Here is a 16,843-nt window from a genome sequence, read left to right as displayed (position 1 = left end):
AACTCGGACGTGAAACGCATCAGCGGCGAATCTACTGGCAGGGCGACCTGCTGGCAACCTAGCTCGGTGCCAGGCCCACCACCCTAACCCAATCAAGAGGAACCCAATTAATAGGGGGGTTGGCTTCCGTCAAGCCTCTCTACCTGAAAGCTGACACCATTGGGTGAAGGCAAGCTAGTGAGGTAACAGTTTTGTCGACCATTAGCTTGCCATGTTACCTGCTCTACACCAGTTGGCTCGTTCTGCTAGAGCGGTCTTCGTGTACGGCATGGGAGAGGGGGGGGATGTAATCCAACTTCACGATCCCTATCCGTAGTTACTCTTGGCATCTATCGACATCTAGCAGCAGCAGTGAGCTTGCAGTCGGGGTTACGTAGGGATCCTCAGCCCACAGGTGATCGACGAACCGAGGGGAGTGGGAGAATCCCTGGCGGACACGGAGGCTTTGATCCAGGTTTGGCATGGACGCGGGGAGGGGCAAATTTACATCTGGGTCAGGTTCCATGCTCCTTATTCTGGCCATCCTGAGAGTTTTGTCCAGGGATCCGCTCTAGCCCAAAGGTATGGAGTGGGGCTGCACACCCACTTGGCGGAAACTCGCCGGGGAGTGGAAACTCTACAGGCTCGCTATGGATTGACCCCGGTGCAGTGTTTGAAACGCTGGGGATCCCTGAGTGCTCAGACCTTGGCCGCCCACTGTGTGCATGTGGGGGCTGAAGAAATCGAATCGAGGAGATGCGGTTGGCGGTGTTTCTGCAGCGGTTGGGATCGGGGGATGGAGCTGCTCTGCCGGCGCAACAGGCTTTGTGGATGGCTACACAAGGCAGTGCCGCCTGTCTGGGTCTGGAAGGGGAAATCGGCAGCTTGGAGGTGGGCAAAAAAGCGGATTTGATCTTGCTGGATTTGCGCGTGGGCACCGCTAACCGCTATGCCAAAAAGCTCGCCACCTGCTTGTGAGAACCTGTGGGCTGCATTTTGACCGTGACTCTATTGCACAGCTCAAAGCGGCCCTCGTCGGGCATATGCTCGAAGAATGTGTTAGGCGTCAGAGGAGCAGCGACAGCCTGGATCACAGATATAACCCCTGGTCATTCGTCAGTGGTGCGGAGCGCATTGGGGGCATCCTAACCCCGCCAGCGGGCTTTTGGAGCATCCTGTGAATAGCTCTCAGGGTGCTTGCACGGGCGGTGGGTTGTTGCGCAAAAATGGCTGTACGGCTACAAATCCCAACCCAAACGATCCAATGACTAAGACGACTGCAGCGGCCATCCAAAGTACGGCAGAGCCCTGGGATCCGTGATGTTGCTCCCGTACCCGCTGATAAATGCCGGTGGAATAGGCTGAGGAGTCTGCCTCGCCGAGATAGGGATCCGGGCCGCCCCTATCCTGCATCAACTCGTCCAGGGAAGGAACCTGGTAGCCAGTGCGGGGGTAGGGCTCGGCAGAGGTGTGGGTGGAAGGGTGGCGAAGGGAATCAAAGGAGGACGGGGCAAAGCCGTTGGATGAGAAGGAGGGGGTCTCGTTGCGGGTCTGTCGGCGCTTGAGGCGATTCAAAAAATCGTAGCTGGGAGGGGCTTCCGGTTGGCCGGGATTGGCAGTCGGGCTGTTCTGTTGGAAAGAGGCTTCAGAAGCTGCAGCAACTTGGGCAGCCTGGCCATTTGCGTCAGCAAGCCGTAGGCTGATTTGCTGCAGGCGCTTCAGGGTGTGGCCCAATTGCCCCTGGAACTCTCGGGTGATGGCAGCGAGCTCTCCAGACAACTGCTGATGCAGAGCGCGCAGGTGCTGGTTTTCCGAGGAAAGCAGGCTTACCTGCTGACGGGCAGACTCCAACTCTTCGGCCACTTGTTGATACACCTGAATCGGCACCACCCCTGGCCCCGTCTCCATTGCGGCAGGGGAGCGAAAGCCACTGGGGTTACTGTTGCTGTTGCGAGCGCCAGAGGGGCTAGAACCCCGAAAACCGTATTGCATAAATTGGGATCGACTCGGAAGGACAGGGGGCTGGGACAGCTTGACACAGAGGGATCCAAGATATCAGGGATCTCCAAGGATAGTGCTGAACACCGGCAATCTAAAGGCGTGCAGCTCTAGCGTTAGTGTAAGCCGCAATTACTACCCCAAGCATACCGCTAAGCCTTTGGAATGGGCGATCCCTTCACAGCAATTTTTCCCGCCCACAAGCGCCATTTCCCCGCTGCTTCCAGGGAGGGCCGGCTTGCGCTGTCGTTCCCACGTCACGAATACTCTCCCACCAAGTCCGGGGAGCCTGAAGATTCGGAATCTGAGGCAGAGGAGTCCTGCAGCAGCCGCTCCAGATCCCGTCGCAGAGGTGGTTCCAACTGTTCCAGCTCATTGACAAAGTCTTTTATACCCTGAAACTGGCGATAAACGGAGGCAAAGCGCACGTAGGCCACCTCACTTAGGTGTTGCAGGCGCTCCAGCACCATCTCGCCGATGCGCAGGCTGGTTACCTCTTGGGCATCTTCCAATTGCAGTTTTTCTTCGATCTCATTGACCAGCTCTTCCATCTGTCTGACGGTGACGGGGGTTTTTTGGCAGGCACGCATCACCCCTTGCAGGATCTTGTTGCGGTTGAAACTTTCGCGGGATCCATCCCGTTTAATGACCATGATGGGCATGAACTCGATGCGCTCATAGGTGGTGAAGCGGTAGCCACAGGACATGCATTCTCGCCGCCGCCGCACACTCTGGCCACCTTCTGCCGAACGAGATTCCAAAACTCGGATTTCTTGTTTGCTGCAGCGGGGACATTTCATGGCTTGCAGTCCTTACAAAGCGACAGGTGGGTAGGAGGGTGCCTCAATTTTACCGGATGCTTAATCTTCTGGTGCTTAGACAGATTGCAAATGAGATGGACTCTGTTCGTCGAGTGCAGATTGCAAGGGATCCCACCAAGCAGCGGCTTGCGCCTGGATCTGGGCCTTCAGCTCCGGTTCCATGCGATCCAAATGGATCAATACCCATTTCATTCTGCCCAAGGGGGCTAAAAGGGATCGCTGACGCAACAGGAAGTCCCAATACAACGTATTGATGGGGCAGGCTTGTTTGCCAACCTTTTCGCTGGGATTGTAGCGGCAATGGCGGCAGTAGTCACTCATTTTGCGGATGTACTGAGCAGAGGCGGCATAGGGTTTGGTGGAGAGCATGCCCCCATCGGCAAAAAGGCCCATGCCGATGACGTTGGGCTGCATCACCCAGTCGTAGCTGTCGATAAACACATCCTGAAACCACGCTTCTACTGCCTGGGGCTGAATGCCACTGATGAGGGCGAAATTGCTGAGCACCATTAGCCGCTGGATGTGGTGGGCATAACCATGACGGCGAATTTGATCCAGGGTGTGCTGCAGACAGGCCATGTCGGTTTTGCCCGTCCAAAAAAACTCTGGCAGGGGTCGCTGGTGGCCAAAAAAGTTGTTCTGGGCATAGCCGTTGGGCATTTGGTATTCGTAGAAGCCGCGCATGTACTCCCGCCAGCCCAGGATCTGGCGGATGAAGCCTTCGGCGGAGGGCAGGGGGATCCCACCCTGATAGTAAGCCCGTTCGGCGGCGGCAATGACTTCGTGGGGGGTGAGCAGGCCCAAGTTGAGGTAGGGAGAAAGCAGCGAGTGGAAAAGGAAGTCTTCCCCGGCTTGCATGGCGTCTTGCCAGGGGCCGAAGTGGGGCAGGCGCTCGTGAATGAAATGATCAAGCACTTGCAGGGCTTGGGCGCGGGTGACGGCCCAGCCAAATCCTTCTAGAGATCCGAAGTGATGGCCGTAGTGTTGCTTAACTTTTGCGATGACAGCCTGGGTAATGGCATCGGGGGAAAAGGTGAGGGGCTGGGGGTAGCGCATTCCCGGTTTGGGGGGATGGCGGTTTTCCCGGTCGTAGTTCCAGCGCCCCCCCAGGGGCTTGGGGCCGTCCATGAGAATGCGAAAGCGTCTTCGCCCTTCGCGGTAAAAGTCTTCCAGGAGCAGGCGCTTGCGACCTGAGGCCCAGTCGATAAATTGACGAGTACTCCAGAGGAAGTGGTTGTTTTCCACAACCAAGAGGGGGCAGGGGAGGGTGGATCTCAGATTTTCCACCTCCTCCCGGATGGGAATATCGGCGGGCTGCATGAGGCGGATCTGCTGCAGTTGATGTTGCTTGGCCCAGGTTTGCAGGGGCTCGGCATAGCTGTCGGCTTCCACATAGGTGACCGGGTAGCCCCGCTGTTGCAGTTCTTGGGCAAAGTGACGCATGGCCGACCAGACCAGCACCAGTTTCTGCTGATGGTGGTTGCGGGAGCTGGCCCACCGGTGAGATTCGATGAGAATGACGGGAACTCGGTCTGGGGATAGGGTCGAGAGGGAAGCGAGGGCGGATTGCTGGGGGTGGAGTTGATCCGCAAGGATCCAAACCCCTTCTGGGCCGGCAGATGGAGCGATCATGGGATGCTGAAGCTCTCGGTCTATGGGAGGAGCGCTGAGAATGACACAGGTTGAGTTTAGCTCTGGGGGGCAAGGCCAGGTGGCAGTTGCAAGGGATCCCAATGTCTGCTGAATCTCTGCGGATTGTTTTCAAAGCATGAACGGTAAAGACGAGGAGAGAGAGACATTGCCGGAGAGACCCCACAGGCCGGGGATCCCTTTCCTGCGGTGGTGGGCCGGGCTGGGGATGGTGGCCCTGCTGCTGCTGGTGATCTGGAATTGGACGGATCCCTTGCCGCCAGCCTGGGATGAGGCGCAGCATTTGTTGCAGGCGCAGGCTTTTGGGCTTCACCTGCAGCGGTTTCGCTGGGATGGGCTGTGGGGGCAGCAGTTTTTGCATTTGAACCAGCGCTACCCCCCTTTGGCCTATTGGCTGGGGATCCCCTTGGCGGCTCTGCATCCCTTCAGCCGGGCGGACGGGCAGTTGCTCAACTTGGTGTTGCTGGGGGTTCTGGTTCTGGCAACCCAGCGGCTGGGACAGCGGGTCTATCGCTCCTGGGAAGTGGGCTGGCTGGCGGCGGCGCTGCTGCTCCTCTATCCGGGGATCACGGCTTTGGCCCACGTGTACATGTTGGAGTTGCCGCTGGTGGTGGCGGTGACGCTGGCGTTTTGGGCGCTGTGGGCCTATGGGGAGAAGCCTTCCTGGTGGGGGGCGGTGGGGGTGGGGGCGGGGGTGGCGGCGGTGCTGCTCACCAAGTGGACAGGGGTGCTGTTTTTGCTGCTGCCTTTGCTGGGGATCCCGCTGTTGCCGGGCAAGAGGATCCCTTGGTTGGTGCGGCTGGCCCACTTGGCCTTGGGGATGGGTGTGATGCTGCTTTTGTGCTGGCCCTGGTATGGGGCCAATTGGCTGTTTGTGCTCAGCAATGGCTGGGCTTACGCCGAGACTGCCCACTACTACATCACTTGCCCAGCGGGATCCCTGTGCTGGTGGACTGCCTACTTGCGCCTTTTGCCCCTGCAGATGAGCCCTTTTTTGTGTGGGTTGCCGCTGCTGAGCGGGTGGGGATCCCTGGACAGGCGAGAGGCAGTCTTGTGGGCCACCTACGGTTCGGGCTACCTTCTCTACACCCTGGTGGACATCAAAGATGTGCGCTTCACCCTACCCCTGCTGCCTCTCTTGGCCGTGTTATCAGCAGGCGGGATCCAAAAGGCTTGCCGGTGGTTGGAGGAACGCTGGGGTGCGTGGGCTTTGCAAAGGGGAGTCTGTGCAGGGCTAGTTCTGGGCTGCTTGGCCTTGGCCAATTTGGGTCGGCCCCTCACCCCAGGGGTGGCCCCTCTGTGGACGGGGATCCAAATGCATTGGCAGGGGAAGCACCCCACGCAGGAGCTGACCCAGTGGATCCAATCCTTGATCCAGCCAGGCTTGACCACCACGCTGGGGGTTCTCCCCAACACAGAGCTGATCTCTTCCGAAACCCTCACCTACTTAGCAGCTCTCCAGCGCTGGCCGGTCACGTTCCGCGCTGCCGGGCAAACCCCCTGGCCGGAGTTGGAGCTATCCTTGCTGGATGGGTTTGTGGATGCCGAAGGGGAACAGGGAATTATCGGCCCTTATGGCCCGACTAAGGAGCAGATCCGGCAGCACCTGCGCAGCAGCCCAGACTGGCGACAAGATCCGGCAGTGGAGTTGCCTACCTTGGGTCGGCTGCACACCTACTTCCCTCGCATGCCAAGAGTGACGGTGCAGAAGTGGCCTCTGGAAGCTGAGGAGGTGGAGCTGGTGGAGGTTGAGACGCTGTCGGAGCTGGGGATCCCCGCCTGGAAGTTACGCTGGCAAGGCCCAGCTCAGAACTTGGCCCAAACGCTGGTTTGGGCGCGGCTGGAAGACGGGCAAGGACGGGTTTTGGAGAAGCGGGCCTGGGTGCTGGGGCAGAATCGCCTGCAGCTCAACTCAACAGGCGGCTGGCTGGTGGAAGAGATCTTGACGCTGCCCACAACCGACTTCCCAAGAGGTGGCCTTCTCCACCTGGAATGGCAGTCGCCCAAAGGGATCCGGCATTCCCTACACCAATCCTGGAGAGGATCCCTGTCGAGCTTCCCGAAGGAGGGATCCCCCCTTGTAACGGATCCCTTGTTTCCTCTCCGCGAGGCGGCCAGAGCTGCTGCCGCTGGGGATCTGCAGGCCCTCTCCCTTTACCTCAATGCCTGGACAACCCTGCAATACCCGACTTTTTTGACGGATCCAGATCGCATCCTGGTACGGCAACTGCTGGAGGGGGAACGGCAACAGGCTGCTGCCCAAGGCCAACCGAGCCAGCAAATCCAAAGCCACTACCAACTGGGCTTGATGTTGGCGGCGCTGTTACAACCAGAAGCAGCTCAGTTGCATTTTCAACAGATCGTCGAGCTGGATCCGGAAGACGAGTGGGCGCGGGCTTACCTGGGGTTTTTGCGAGTATTGTTCACTCACGACTTTGAGGGGATCCGGGGGTTGCGACAAGAGCTCTCGGCTGTGCTTCAGCCTCTTTGCCGGAAAGCGGATTTGGATTGGGATTTGAATTGGATTTGTGCTGCTCTTTAGCCACAAAGTCCAGCTCCATTTGAGAAACCTGGGAAAGAAGAAAGTCGGCAAAAGCTTTGGCCACCACCGAAAGACGTTTAGAGCGCAAATAGACCAAATGCCAGAACCCCCGAATGGGAAACTCTTCCACATCCAAAATAGCCAGATGATGCTGCCACCCCCCCAAGGCCAACACATGCTGAGACAAAACCGAAATGCCCAATCCACCCACAATGCCCTGGCGAATGGCTTCGCTGCTGCCTATCTCCATGCGGATGTTGAGCTTTAGGTTATGCTTCTCAAAAAGCCGCTCTACAGCCATGCGGGTGCCGGAGCCGGGTTCACGGGCTAAAAAAGGTTCTTGGGCAATGCGCGCCAGAGGGATCCGCTTTTGGCCCACCAGCGGATGATGAATGGGGGCCATCACCACCAAGGGATTTTCCAGAAAAGGTTGCGCCACCACGTCCAGATCTTCTGGCGGCATCCCCATCACGTAGAGATCGTCCATGTTGTTGCTCATCCGCTCCAAAACCTGCTGGCGGTTGAGCACCTTAAGAGCTACGTCAATGCCGGGATACTGCTGACAAAATGGCCCCAGCAGACGGGGAATAAAGTATTTGGCAGTGGTGACCACTCCAATGCTCAGCCGTCCCTGCTTTAACCCCTTCAGGTCGGCAAGGGTCATCTCAAATTGATTCAATTGTTCAAAAATCTTCTCGCAGGTTTGGTGTAAAGCTTGCCCCGCTTCGGTGAGATACAGCCGCTTGCCCACCTGTTCAAACAACGGTAACCCCACGGCTTTGCTCAATTGCTTGATCTGCATGGAAATCGTGGGTTGGGTCAGGTAGAGCTCTTCGGCAGCGCGGGTAAAGCTCAGGTGGCGGGCGGCAACCTCGAAGATTTGCAGTTGATGCAGGGTAATGGCCTTCATGGACAATCAAGAAAAGCTAAAGGTTTACTACTAAATCATAAGCGCTAATCTATGCCTTTTGGCGAGATCCCCATGAGAGCCTGGCTAACGGTCACAGTGGCGGAAGGGGCAAAACCGAAGAGCAACCCCCTACCACTCGGACTTAAGGTAGAGATCGACCAAGGGATTGCGCCGGTCTGGGCACGGGCGGCTGTTTTTTTTCAATAGCCGCTCTCTGGGCAGGAGAAGAGTACGATCGCAGACATTCTCGGTGGAGGTTGAGGGTGCTGAGACTGCCGAAAAACCAAGGGATCCGCTGGCTTGCGGGTGTGCTGGGCGCGCTGATGTTGCTGGGATCCGGAATCACGGCCCAGGCTCAGTTCTTGTGGCCCGGCCATTCCCTTTTCCCCAGCTCTGGTTCCGTAGACAGTGCGGAACAGAGGGGATCCCACTTGGCTGCTCGGCTCGACGCCTACTGCCGACAGCCGCCCGAGGAGGTAGCGCGCAAGGCTCAACTGCGCCAGCAGGCTGCCCAGTCGAATGCTGCTTGGGCCGAGTACACCCAAGTTTTGGCCGAACATGGCGCTGCCTTGGTCGCCTGCCGCAGCCAACGCTGGCCCCAGATCCAGGCCATCTGGGTACGTCTGCACCCTTGTGATGCCAATCCGGGCGTGTTGGATCAGGTATTCGACCAAGTAGTGAACCTGGGCTACAACCGCGTCTTTATCGAGACCTTTTACGATGGCCGCTCCATTTTGCCGGATGGCGCAGGGGGGATCTGGCCCAGCTTACAGCCCAACGCCGACTTGTTGGATCTGGCTCTGAAGGCGGCACGACGCCGCGGTTTGTCTGCTTATGCTTGGGTGTTTTCCCTCAACTTCGGCTACACCTACGGACAACGGCCCGATCGACAGGTGGCCCTGGCCCGCAACGGTCGCGGCATCACCACCGTCTTGGATCCCGCTACAGCCCTTTCGGAAGACCTGGGCAGTCCTGGCGAGGTATTTGTGGATCCCTTTCATCCCTTGGCACGGCGGGATTTTGCCGAGTTGGTCCGCCGCATTCTACAGCGACAGCCGGATGGGATCCTTTTCGACTACATTCGCTATCCGCGTGGCTCAGGGGGATCCAGCGTGGCAGCCACCGTCCGAGACTTGTGGATTCATGGAGAGGCCGCTCGGAAAGCCTACCTCGATTTGGCAGAAAATCCAGCAGGTCGGGCGCTGCTGGAGCGCTATTTGAGCCAGGGCTACATTGCAGTGGCAGATGTTCTCCATCTGGATGCCACCTATGCCGAAGAGCCCAGATGGCGTCAGCCAGGGGATCCCTGGCCCAGCCCGACCGAGAAATGGGCGCTTTCCCCAGAGTTACTGGACTGGGCTGCCCAAGACATGGCCAGCAGGAATTGGCAGGGGGATCAGCTTTCCTCTGCAAAAGATTTACCAGAGAGTCTGGAGAAACCGGCGGATTCCAGTTCTGAGGCAGCAGCACCAACTCCTGCCCCTTCCCCCACCCCCAGCGCCGCCGTTCGCCAAGAACGTTGGCAGCAGCAGCTTTGGCAGCTGAGCGTCGAGTTTGCCCGCTACGGCGTTCTCGATTATCTACAGCAGGCCGCCCAACCCGCCCAGAGGCTGGGGATCCCGGTGGGGGCTGTCTTCTTCCCAGAAGGCAACCAAGCAGTAGGAGAAGGGTTTGACGCTCGTCTGCAACCCTGGGACCGCTTTGATCCGGGTATGGAATGGCACCCAATGGCCTATGCCAAGTGCGAGGATAGCTCCTGTGTGGCGCAGCAGGTGGAGCAGGTCCTGGCTGTGGCCTCTCCCCAAACCTTTGTCTGCCCGGCCATTGCCGGTCTATGGGGACAAGCCCAGCGGCAACGCCCCAGCCTGGAAACCCAAACAGCAGAGCTGGCCCGCCGCTTCCCGCAGTTGCCCTGTGTGAGTCACTTCGCCCTCTCCTGGATCGAGCCGGAGCTGGAGCGCAGCCGTCGCACCTGTCAACTCTAACGCCCATCCCAATCTGAAAGTTAGGAATTCTGAACTTATGAGCCCTGAGCAATTTGATCTGATTAACCGCCTGTTTCAACTGACCTTTCAGATCGGGGATCGCTTGGGCTGTGAATCCTCAGATCCTGCTCAATTGTTGCTGACCAACCGGCCCAGCCTGGAATCCAGTTGCACATTCTTTCCTTCCGATTTCACCTACGAAGCCTTGGATCCCCAAGTGTGGGCCGACTACATGGCGGAAGTTCCGGCCTTAGCGCAGATGGCGAATATTTTGCAACCTTATCCTTTCACCTGTGGCATTTATCGCCAAGACGAGGTTTCGTGGTGGATTTGCGCCTTTTGGGCAGCCCAAGAGGACTTGGGAACCAACTTGCTCTTGCGCGCCCACAGAGTCGAAACTTAGGCGCTTGAGCCCTATCTCCTCTCCCTCATCGAGACGGGGATCGGCGTTACCGGAATCAAAGGGGCTGATAGCAGTCGTGGTTTTTATTACCATCTATTTCAACTGATCGCGCTAGCGGGCCAGAGGCCTTAGCAGGAAGCAACCGGTCGTTTGTTTCACCTTGACGGTGAGATAAATGACTATGCGTTGTGGAACGGTTTATTGCAATTGACCTACTCGCGACCGCTATAGCTGGCTTCCGCCCAGAGCGTGAGCTGGGGGCCTTACGGCACTCCTTCGTAAATCACATAGACTCCGGCGCGCTCAGGCCGAGAATGCCGGTGAGGACGTTAAACAAAACCTGCTGCGTGGCCTGCACCAATTGGATGCGGGCTTGGGCCAAAAGGGGATCCTCTTTCAAGAGCGGCAAAATACGGCAGTTGTCGTAAAACTTGTTGAAATCGGCGGCGATGGCTTCTGCATAGCGGATGATCTTGTGGGGAGCGCGCTCTTCGGCAGCGGCGATCAGCTCATCCGGCAAGGCCAACAAGCGCAGCAGCAGGGCCCGCTCTTCTGGCTCTTTGTAGGGCAGTTTTTGTTGCTCCGTCAAAGGGACTTTGTTGGTCAGTTCAACCTTTTCTTCTTCCTGTAGCCGCCGCAGCAGAGTGCAACAGCGGGCATGGCTGTAGTGAACATACACGACCGGGTTATCGAAAGTTTGCTTGACGGCCAAATCCAAATCGAAGTTGATGGGGCTGTCCATGCTGCTGCTAAGCAAAAACCAGCGGGCTGCATCGACCCCCACGCCAATTTCTGGATCTTCGATCAGGTCATTGAGTGAGACAAAGTTGCCGGTGCGCTTGGACATGCGCACTTCGGTTTTCTCACCGGTTTGCGGGTCGGTTTTGAACAATTTGACAAATTGTCCAATCAAGATTTCCAGCTTGACATCTGGGCTGAAGGCACCCACCGCCGCCTTTAAGCGGCCGATATAGCCATGGTGATCCGAGCCAAGAATGTTGATCAGCCGGTGATATCCCCGCTGCACTTTATCCCGGTGGTAGGCAATATCGGCGGCTAGATAAGTGAACGAACCATCGGCCTTTTGCACCACCCGATCCTTGTCGTCGCCAAATTCTTGGGTTTTGAAATAGACGGCCTCTTCGGCCCCTGGCTTGGGATCCTCACCCCGCGGCGCTTTGGCTTTGTAGAGAAAGCCGCGCTCTTGCAGCTCCTGCAAAGCTTGCTGGATGGCGCTCAGGCCTGTCTGGGGATCGGGGGTGTGCAGGCGGCGCTCGCTAAACCAGTGATCAAACTCGGTGCGTAGTTGTTGCAGGGTCTGCTTTTGCCAGGCCAGCATTTCCCCATAGGCAAAATCGGTGTACTCCTCTAGGGTGGTGGGCAGAGGGCGGATCCCGGCCTTGACCTGACCCAACAGCCGCCGGGCAATATCGACCAAGTAACTGCCATGGTAGGCATCTTCGGGCAGAGCCACCTCTTCCCCCTGCAGTTGCCGCACCCGCACCTCCAGAGACTGGCCCAAGAGCCGCATCTGGTTGCCGGCATCGTTGATGTAAAACTCCCGCTCCACCTGGTGGCCCGTCCAGTGCAGCAAGTTGGCCAACGTAGAGCCAACGGCAGCCCAGCGCCCATGGCCGACGTGCAAAGGCCCCGTCGGGTTGGCGGAGACAAACTCCAGCAGAATGCGCTCAGGATGGGGAATGGCTGTTTTGCCGAAGTGTTCTCCCAGATGCAGCAGCTCCTGCAGGCGCTCGGCCAAAAAGGGATCCCCCAGCCGGAAGTTGAGATACCCTCCTCCCGCCACCTGAGTTTCGATGTCCGGCAGATCCAAGTGTTTTTGCAGGGTTTGGGCGATCTGGGCCGGTGCTAGGCGGCAGAGCTTGGCCATGCCCAGGGGGGTGGGACAGGCGTAATCGCCGTAGCGAGGGTCGCTGGGGATCTGGATCACGGGGGCAATCGCTGTGGCTTGCTGGGGGGCCAGGGATCCCAGTTGCCCCGCCTCTGAGGCCCGTCGAATGCTCTCGGCTACGGCGGCGGTGAGAAACCGAATCAGCGAGGTGGATACGGGTTGAGTGGCCATGGCTGTTCGTGTCGGCAGACGTCGAGAGAGGTTCCAGGGATGCCTGGGGCAGTAAAAGCATCATCATATCGACAGCCAACCGGCTCTGACAAAATCTGACAAAAGAATAGATGCTCCTCCAGCCAAACTTTGCTTTTGCTCGCCTGCTTTGCGAAGATGGCTCTGACAAATTGACGGGACAGAGCTTTAGGCCAAGCTTTTGGGTACAAAGTATCACCGAATACAAAAGTTTAACTCTGCTTTGCTAAGTTGTTTGGCGGTAATGCTCGCCTTCCCGCTTGCGGATTTCTGCTGAGACAGCTGCTGTGGAGTTTACTAGTATGTCCATCCCGAAATCGTCGCGTCGTCAATTCCTTCAATCTGCTGCTGCGGCTGCCTCTTGGGTTGCCGTTGGAGGGCTAAAGGCGAGGGCTCAGAGCCGCGGGCCGCTTCTGGTTTCCCAGGGACTGACGCCCCTGAAGTTTACCCTCTCTTGGTTGCCCTCTTCGATGGATACCCCCCTTGTAACGGCGATCTTGAAGGGCTACTTCGCCGAAGAGGGGCTGGAGGTCACCTACGAGCGCGGCTATGGCTCCGCCGATTCCATCACCAAGATTGCCGCTGGCCAGTACGACCTGGGGGAAGGGGATCCCTACTCCATGATCGAGTTCAATGCCAAAAATCCGGACGTGCCCTTGGTAGCGATCTATGTCCACTTCAATCGCTCTCCCTTTGGCATCTACACCTTGAAAGATAAGGGCATTGGGGAGCCGGCCCAACTGGCGGGCAAGAAGCTGGGAGCGCCAGCAGGGGATGCGCCGCGTCGGCTCTGGCCGGTCTTTGCCAAGCAAGTCGGCATCGATCCGGGGTCGGTGGAGTGGCTGACCATGGAGCCACAGTTGCGCGAACCTTTCCTCATCCAAGGTCGGGTGGATGCCATCAGCGGCTTTATGACCTCAGCCATGCCCAATCTGGTGCGGGGCGGCGTCAGCTTGGAGGACATCACGGCTTTCCTTTACAACGACTACGGCCTTGAGCTGTATGGCAATGCTGTCATCACCCGTGTGCAATTGCTGCGTGAGAAGCCTGAGCAATTCAAAGCTTTCTTGCGGGCCTATGTCAAGGGTTGGCAAGACACTATTCGTGATACCGATGGCAATATGTTGGCCCTTCTGGACAAAGCCAAGGCCGACGGACAAGTGCTGGATACGGCAATTGAGAAATTGCGCCTTACCCTGGCAATGCCGCGCCTGTTTGTTACCGATGAGGTGCGACAAATTGGTTTGGGGGATGTAGTGCCCGCGCGTATGGAAACCTCGATTGCTCAGGTGGTGGATGGCTTTGGCTTGCCCACTAAGCCCTCTCTAGAGCAAGTGTTTGATGGAAGTCTGCTCCCACCCAAGTCTGAGCGGATGATTGGATAATCTGGGTTAGGCCAGCAACGATTTTGAAGCCTCTGTCTATTGGCTTGCCGGTGCAGGCCAACTTATCCTGCTTGCTGGGAGGCTATTTCTGGCTGCAGGTGCGGTCTGCGTCCTTATTGGATCCCTCATCCGCGAAGTATCCCCAAAGCTTTTCGTGGCAGGGATCCCAGGCTGCTCCCGAAAGAGGCCGACGGGAGACCTGTTCGCGTTGGTGGATGGGAGACCGGAAGCGGCATGGAGCAGTAGGGGAGTGTCTCGAACTTTGTTTAGGGTTACCCAAGAACGCCGTAAGGCCCCTGCCTTTGGGCATGGGGAGCATGTCAATGAAATCAAACCTGAGAAACAGATGTATTGGGAAGAGTAGCTTAGGGGTGCTTGAAGTCGAGATAGCTTTTCCGATCCCGAAAAAAAGCTGAATAAGTTTGTGGTGCTCAGGGATCCCTTTTAACCTGGAGGGGATCACTAGGGAGTTTAGGCCCTTGGAAACTTTTGTTCTGATTAAGCAAGTTCCCGATCAAAACGCCAAGGCCGGCATCAACAGTGACGGCACGATCGATCGCGCCAAGGCCAAGCGGATGTTAAACCCTTTTGATCGCTATGCACTGGAAGCAGCTCTGCAAACCAAACGGCAACACGGGGCGAGAGTAACGGCAATTACAATGGGGCCACCCCCGGCCATTGAGGTGCTCTACGAGGCCATTGCCCACGGGGTGGATCGGGGTATTTTGATGACCGACCGCCGCTTGGCCGCTTCCGATACCCTAGCCACAGCGTATACCCTGGCCCAGACGGTTCGCTATGCTGGCCGGCCCGATGTGATCTTCTGTGGGCTCCAGACCACCGACGGCGATACGGCCCAGGTGGGGCCGCAGTTGGCGGAGCGGTTGGGGATCCCTCAGGTCACCTATTGCGAAGCCTTCGAGATTCGGGATGGGATCCTGGTGGCGCGGCGGGCCATCGAAGGGGGATCCCAAATCGTGATGGTGCCCCTGCCGGTTTTGATCACGGTGGCCAATTCCGCTCGGCGTTTGGCCTACCCCACCCTACGGGGTGTGCAGCGGGTGCAGCGGCTGATGCGGGATGAAATGGCACGGGCCGAGGCGATCCAGATCCTCAACTTGGACGATGTGGGGGCAGACCCGGAGCGCTGCGGTCTCAAGGGATCCCCAACCATCGTGGCTGCCACCGAAAAAGTGGGGGAAATTGGCGGCAACTGTCAGGTCTTTCAGGGACAATCCGTCCCCCAACTGGTCAACCAACTAACTCAGGCCGTTGACCTCTTCCGCTACGCGGCAACTTCCTAGATCTTCTGCCTTGCATCCCTCTGGCCAATTCTTATCCCCATCACCTTTCAATCCTCATCGTCTCATCTATCGATCCCAGGGTGGCTAGCCGGCGAAAGCTCCCGGTTTTGGGCAGTGAAAAGTTAACTCAGAAAGACTCTGCTGACCTCGTCGCAATTGCAACACCCAAGATTGCCCTCGACCCGATTCAATCCCGATCTCAACCTAGGAGTCACAGTTTTATGGATCGCAAGCGGATATTGGTCTTCGCGGAGCAGGTGAATGGAGAATTGCAGCCCATTGGCTTAGAGTTGTTGGGGGCCGGGCGGCGGCTGGCCGATAAGCTGGGAGCCACCTTGAGCGCTCTTGTGCTTGGATACAACATTGCCCACTTGCCCCCAATTCTGATCGGCCACGGGGCAGATCAAGTCTTCATCGCCGATCACCCCGAGTTGGCCGAATACCGCACCCTGCCCTACCGCCGGGTGATCACAGACTTGATCAAAAGCTGGCCCCAACCACCCCACATCATCCTGCTGGGATCCACCACCACCGGGCGAGATCTGGCCCCTCGCTTGGCCGCCCACCTGGAGACCGGCCTGACCGCTGACTGCACCGAGCTGGACATTGGCCCCTTCGAGTACACCAACAGCAAAGATCCCAGCAAGTCCGGCCTCTTCCCCGACTGCCTTTATGCCATCCGGCCCAGCTTCGGCGAATCTCTCAAGGCCCGCATCCTTGGCCCCTGGAAAAACCCGCAAATGGCCACGGTGCGCCCAGGGGTGATGGTGCCTCTGCCCTGGGATGGATCCCGCCAGGGGGACGTGATCCCGGTGCCGGTCAACTTGGATCCCGGCGATCTGCGCCTGCAGATTGTGGAAACGGTGCGCAACCTGTCCCAGGCGGTAGATCTCACCCGCGCCAAGGTGATCGTTTCCGGCGGCTACGGGCTGGGATCCCCAGAGGGATTTGAGCTGTTGAGGGAGTTGGCCGCTTGTTTCCCCAACAGCGCCGTCGGCTCCTCCCGCAAGGCCGTGGATTCTGGGTGGATCCCCTATGCCCACCAGGTGGGCCAAACCGGCAAGACCGTCCGCCCCCAGCTCTACATCGCCTGCGGCATTTCTGGGGCCATTCAACATCGCGTGGGCATGGACAAATCCCAGACGATCATTGCCATCAACAAAGACAGCGCCGCTCCTATCTTCAAATTTGCCCACTACGGCATTGTCGGGGATCTCTACCAGGTGGTGCCGGAGCTGATCCGGCAACTGCGACAGAGACAGGAGGAGCTCCGAGAAGGCGCCGAGGGCCAGCCTTTCCAGAGCCTCGGCGAGCGGATCCCAATTTTGCAGAGTCGATGAGAGATGGTTGGCAAAAACGCTCTCAGTGCAGGGCCATTGTCAGCAGCCCCTGCTGCCCCAGCAACACCTCCCGCAACAGGGTAACCAGGCCCACCCAAACCACAGGGGCCATGTCCACACCTCCCAGCGGCGGGATCAGGCGACGGGTCGGGCGCAACAGAAACTCCGTCAGGCCGACCACCAACGAGTAGGGCAACCGAGAAGTATCCAGTTGCGGATACCACGACAGAAAGATGCGCAGCACAAACAGGAGGGTGTAGAGCGCCAACAGTGGGCCAAGCACCCAAGAGGTGAGAATTGGCAGCATAGGTTACTCAAAGAACAGGTTTACTGGTGGCAGTTCTCTCCATTCTGCTCTAATTGGGAGGGTCTGCTGGAGTCCAGAGATACCTCGGGGAATGCAGGCGCTCGGCCCAAGTCAAACCCCA

Annotated in this window: 13 protein-coding genes and 1 pseudogene; 8 read left to right on the top strand and 6 right to left on the bottom strand. The window is 58.1% G+C overall.

Features of this window, described 5'->3' with window-relative positions:
* Window positions 1–394: 394 nt before the first annotated feature.
* Window positions 395–667 (top strand): annotated as a pseudogene (locus ACVWY9_RS08375) (N-ethylammeline chlorohydrolase); the annotation flags it as partial.
* 68 nt (window positions 668–735) lie between these two features.
* A complete protein-coding gene (locus ACVWY9_RS08370) occupies window positions 736–957 on the top strand; it encodes an amidohydrolase family protein (protein WP_041436618.1) in 222 nt (73 codons plus the stop codon).
* Between the two features lie 210 nt (window positions 958–1,167).
* Here the strand turns inward: ACVWY9_RS08370 and ACVWY9_RS08365 are convergent, their stop codons facing one another.
* From ACVWY9_RS08365 to ACVWY9_RS08355, 3 genes are all read right to left on the bottom strand, one after another.
* Complete coding sequence (locus tag ACVWY9_RS08365; protein ID WP_457388050.1) at window positions 1,168–1,971, bottom strand: hypothetical protein; 804 nt, start codon at window positions 1,969–1,971, stop codon at window positions 1,168–1,170.
* A gap of 263 nt (window positions 1,972–2,234) precedes the next feature.
* Window positions 2,235–2,777: a transcriptional regulator NrdR gene (gene nrdR / locus ACVWY9_RS08360; protein WP_011433544.1), complete on the bottom strand. Its 543-nt coding sequence runs from the start codon at window positions 2,775–2,777 to the stop codon at window positions 2,235–2,237.
* A 75-nt stretch (window positions 2,778–2,852) separates the two neighbouring features.
* Window positions 2,853–4,430: a cryptochrome/photolyase family protein gene (locus ACVWY9_RS08355; protein ID WP_457388049.1), complete on the bottom strand. Its 1,578-nt coding sequence runs from the start codon at window positions 4,428–4,430 to the stop codon at window positions 2,853–2,855.
* A gap of 136 nt (window positions 4,431–4,566) precedes the next feature.
* Between ACVWY9_RS08355 and ACVWY9_RS08350 the strand changes: the two genes are divergently transcribed.
* On the top strand, window positions 4,567–6,990 hold the full coding sequence (locus ACVWY9_RS08350) for a hypothetical protein (protein ID WP_457388048.1): 2,424 nt from the start codon (window positions 4,567–4,569) through the stop codon (window positions 6,988–6,990).
* Here the strand turns inward: ACVWY9_RS08350 and ACVWY9_RS08345 are convergent.
* The gene (locus ACVWY9_RS08345) at window positions 6,872–7,900 is read right to left on the bottom strand and encodes a LysR substrate-binding domain-containing protein (RefSeq protein WP_457388047.1); all 1,029 of its coding nucleotides are present in this window, start codon (window positions 7,898–7,900) and stop codon (window positions 6,872–6,874) included. The genes ACVWY9_RS08350 and ACVWY9_RS08345 overlap by 119 nt on opposite strands.
* A gap of 263 nt (window positions 7,901–8,163) precedes the next feature.
* Between ACVWY9_RS08345 and ACVWY9_RS08340 the strand changes: the two genes are divergently transcribed.
* Both ACVWY9_RS08340 and ACVWY9_RS08335 read left to right on the top strand, forming a co-directional pair.
* Window positions 8,164–9,885 carry a hypothetical protein gene (locus ACVWY9_RS08340; RefSeq protein ID WP_457388046.1) on the top strand — a complete coding sequence of 574 codons (1,722 nt, stop codon included), beginning with the start codon at window positions 8,164–8,166 and terminating at the stop codon, window positions 9,883–9,885.
* Window positions 9,886–9,922: 37 nt separating this feature from the next.
* The gene (locus ACVWY9_RS08335; RefSeq protein WP_011433539.1) at window positions 9,923–10,288 is read left to right on the top strand and encodes a hypothetical protein; all 366 of its coding nucleotides are present in this window, start codon (window positions 9,923–9,925) and stop codon (window positions 10,286–10,288) included.
* 283 nt (window positions 10,289–10,571) lie between these two features.
* Here ACVWY9_RS08335 and argS read toward each other — a convergent pair whose 3' ends face one another.
* Entirely contained in the window at window positions 10,572–12,368 is a 1,797-nt protein-coding gene (argS, locus tag ACVWY9_RS08330) for an arginine--tRNA ligase (RefSeq protein ID WP_457388045.1), read from the bottom strand.
* 320 nt (window positions 12,369–12,688) lie between these two features.
* Between argS and ACVWY9_RS08325 the strand changes: the two genes are divergently transcribed.
* From ACVWY9_RS08325 to ACVWY9_RS08315, 3 genes are all read left to right on the top strand, one after another.
* Window positions 12,689–13,771, top strand: a complete 1,083-nt coding sequence (locus ACVWY9_RS08325) for an ABC transporter substrate-binding protein (protein ID WP_457388044.1) — start codon at window positions 12,689–12,691, stop codon at window positions 13,769–13,771.
* A 479-nt stretch (window positions 13,772–14,250) separates the two neighbouring features.
* Entirely contained in the window at window positions 14,251–15,075 is an 825-nt protein-coding gene (locus ACVWY9_RS08320) for an electron transfer flavoprotein subunit beta/FixA family protein (protein ID WP_414416737.1), read from the top strand.
* A gap of 221 nt (window positions 15,076–15,296) precedes the next feature.
* Entirely contained in the window at window positions 15,297–16,415 is a 1,119-nt protein-coding gene (locus ACVWY9_RS08315) for an electron transfer flavoprotein subunit alpha/FixB family protein (RefSeq protein ID WP_457388043.1), read from the top strand.
* 22 nt (window positions 16,416–16,437) lie between these two features.
* Here ACVWY9_RS08315 and ACVWY9_RS08310 read toward each other — a convergent pair whose 3' ends face one another.
* Window positions 16,438–16,722: a YggT family protein gene (locus tag ACVWY9_RS08310; RefSeq protein ID WP_011433534.1), complete on the bottom strand. Its 285-nt coding sequence runs from the start codon at window positions 16,720–16,722 to the stop codon at window positions 16,438–16,440.
* Window positions 16,723–16,843 lie beyond the last annotated feature (121 nt).

The organism is Thermostichus sp. OS-CIW-31 (genome assembly GCF_054060305.1).
The sequence above is the reverse complement of the archived record's forward strand: the minus strand, read 5'-3'. Positions and strand labels throughout refer to the sequence as shown.

Excerpts from the sequence above, each read along its gene's own strand:
- ACVWY9_RS08370 (WP_041436618.1), top strand. The coding sequence starts at position 736 with ATGCGGTTGGCGGTGTTTCTGCAGCGGTTGGGATCGGGGGATGGAGCT.
- ACVWY9_RS08365 (WP_457388050.1), bottom strand. The coding sequence starts at position 1,971 with ATGCAATACGGTTTTCGGGGTTCTAGCCCCTCTGGCGCTCGCAACAGC.
- nrdR (WP_011433544.1), bottom strand. The coding sequence starts at position 2,777 with ATGAAATGTCCCCGCTGCAGCAAACAAGAAATCCGAGTTTTGGAATCT.
- ACVWY9_RS08355 (WP_457388049.1), bottom strand. The coding sequence starts at position 4,430 with ATGATCGCTCCATCTGCCGGCCCAGAAGGGGTTTGGATCCTTGCGGAT.
- ACVWY9_RS08350 (WP_457388048.1), top strand. The coding sequence starts at position 4,567 with ATGAACGGTAAAGACGAGGAGAGAGAGACATTGCCGGAGAGACCCCAC.
- ACVWY9_RS08345 (WP_457388047.1), bottom strand. The coding sequence starts at position 7,900 with ATGAAGGCCATTACCCTGCATCAACTGCAAATCTTCGAGGTTGCCGCC.
- ACVWY9_RS08335 (WP_011433539.1), top strand. The coding sequence starts at position 9,923 with ATGAGCCCTGAGCAATTTGATCTGATTAACCGCCTGTTTCAACTGACC.
- argS (WP_457388045.1), bottom strand. The coding sequence starts at position 12,368 with ATGGCCACTCAACCCGTATCCACCTCGCTGATTCGGTTTCTCACCGCC.
- ACVWY9_RS08325 (WP_457388044.1), top strand. The coding sequence starts at position 12,689 with ATGTCCATCCCGAAATCGTCGCGTCGTCAATTCCTTCAATCTGCTGCT.
- ACVWY9_RS08315 (WP_457388043.1), top strand. The coding sequence starts at position 15,297 with ATGGATCGCAAGCGGATATTGGTCTTCGCGGAGCAGGTGAATGGAGAA.
- ACVWY9_RS08310 (WP_011433534.1), bottom strand. The coding sequence starts at position 16,722 with ATGCTGCCAATTCTCACCTCTTGGGTGCTTGGCCCACTGTTGGCGCTC.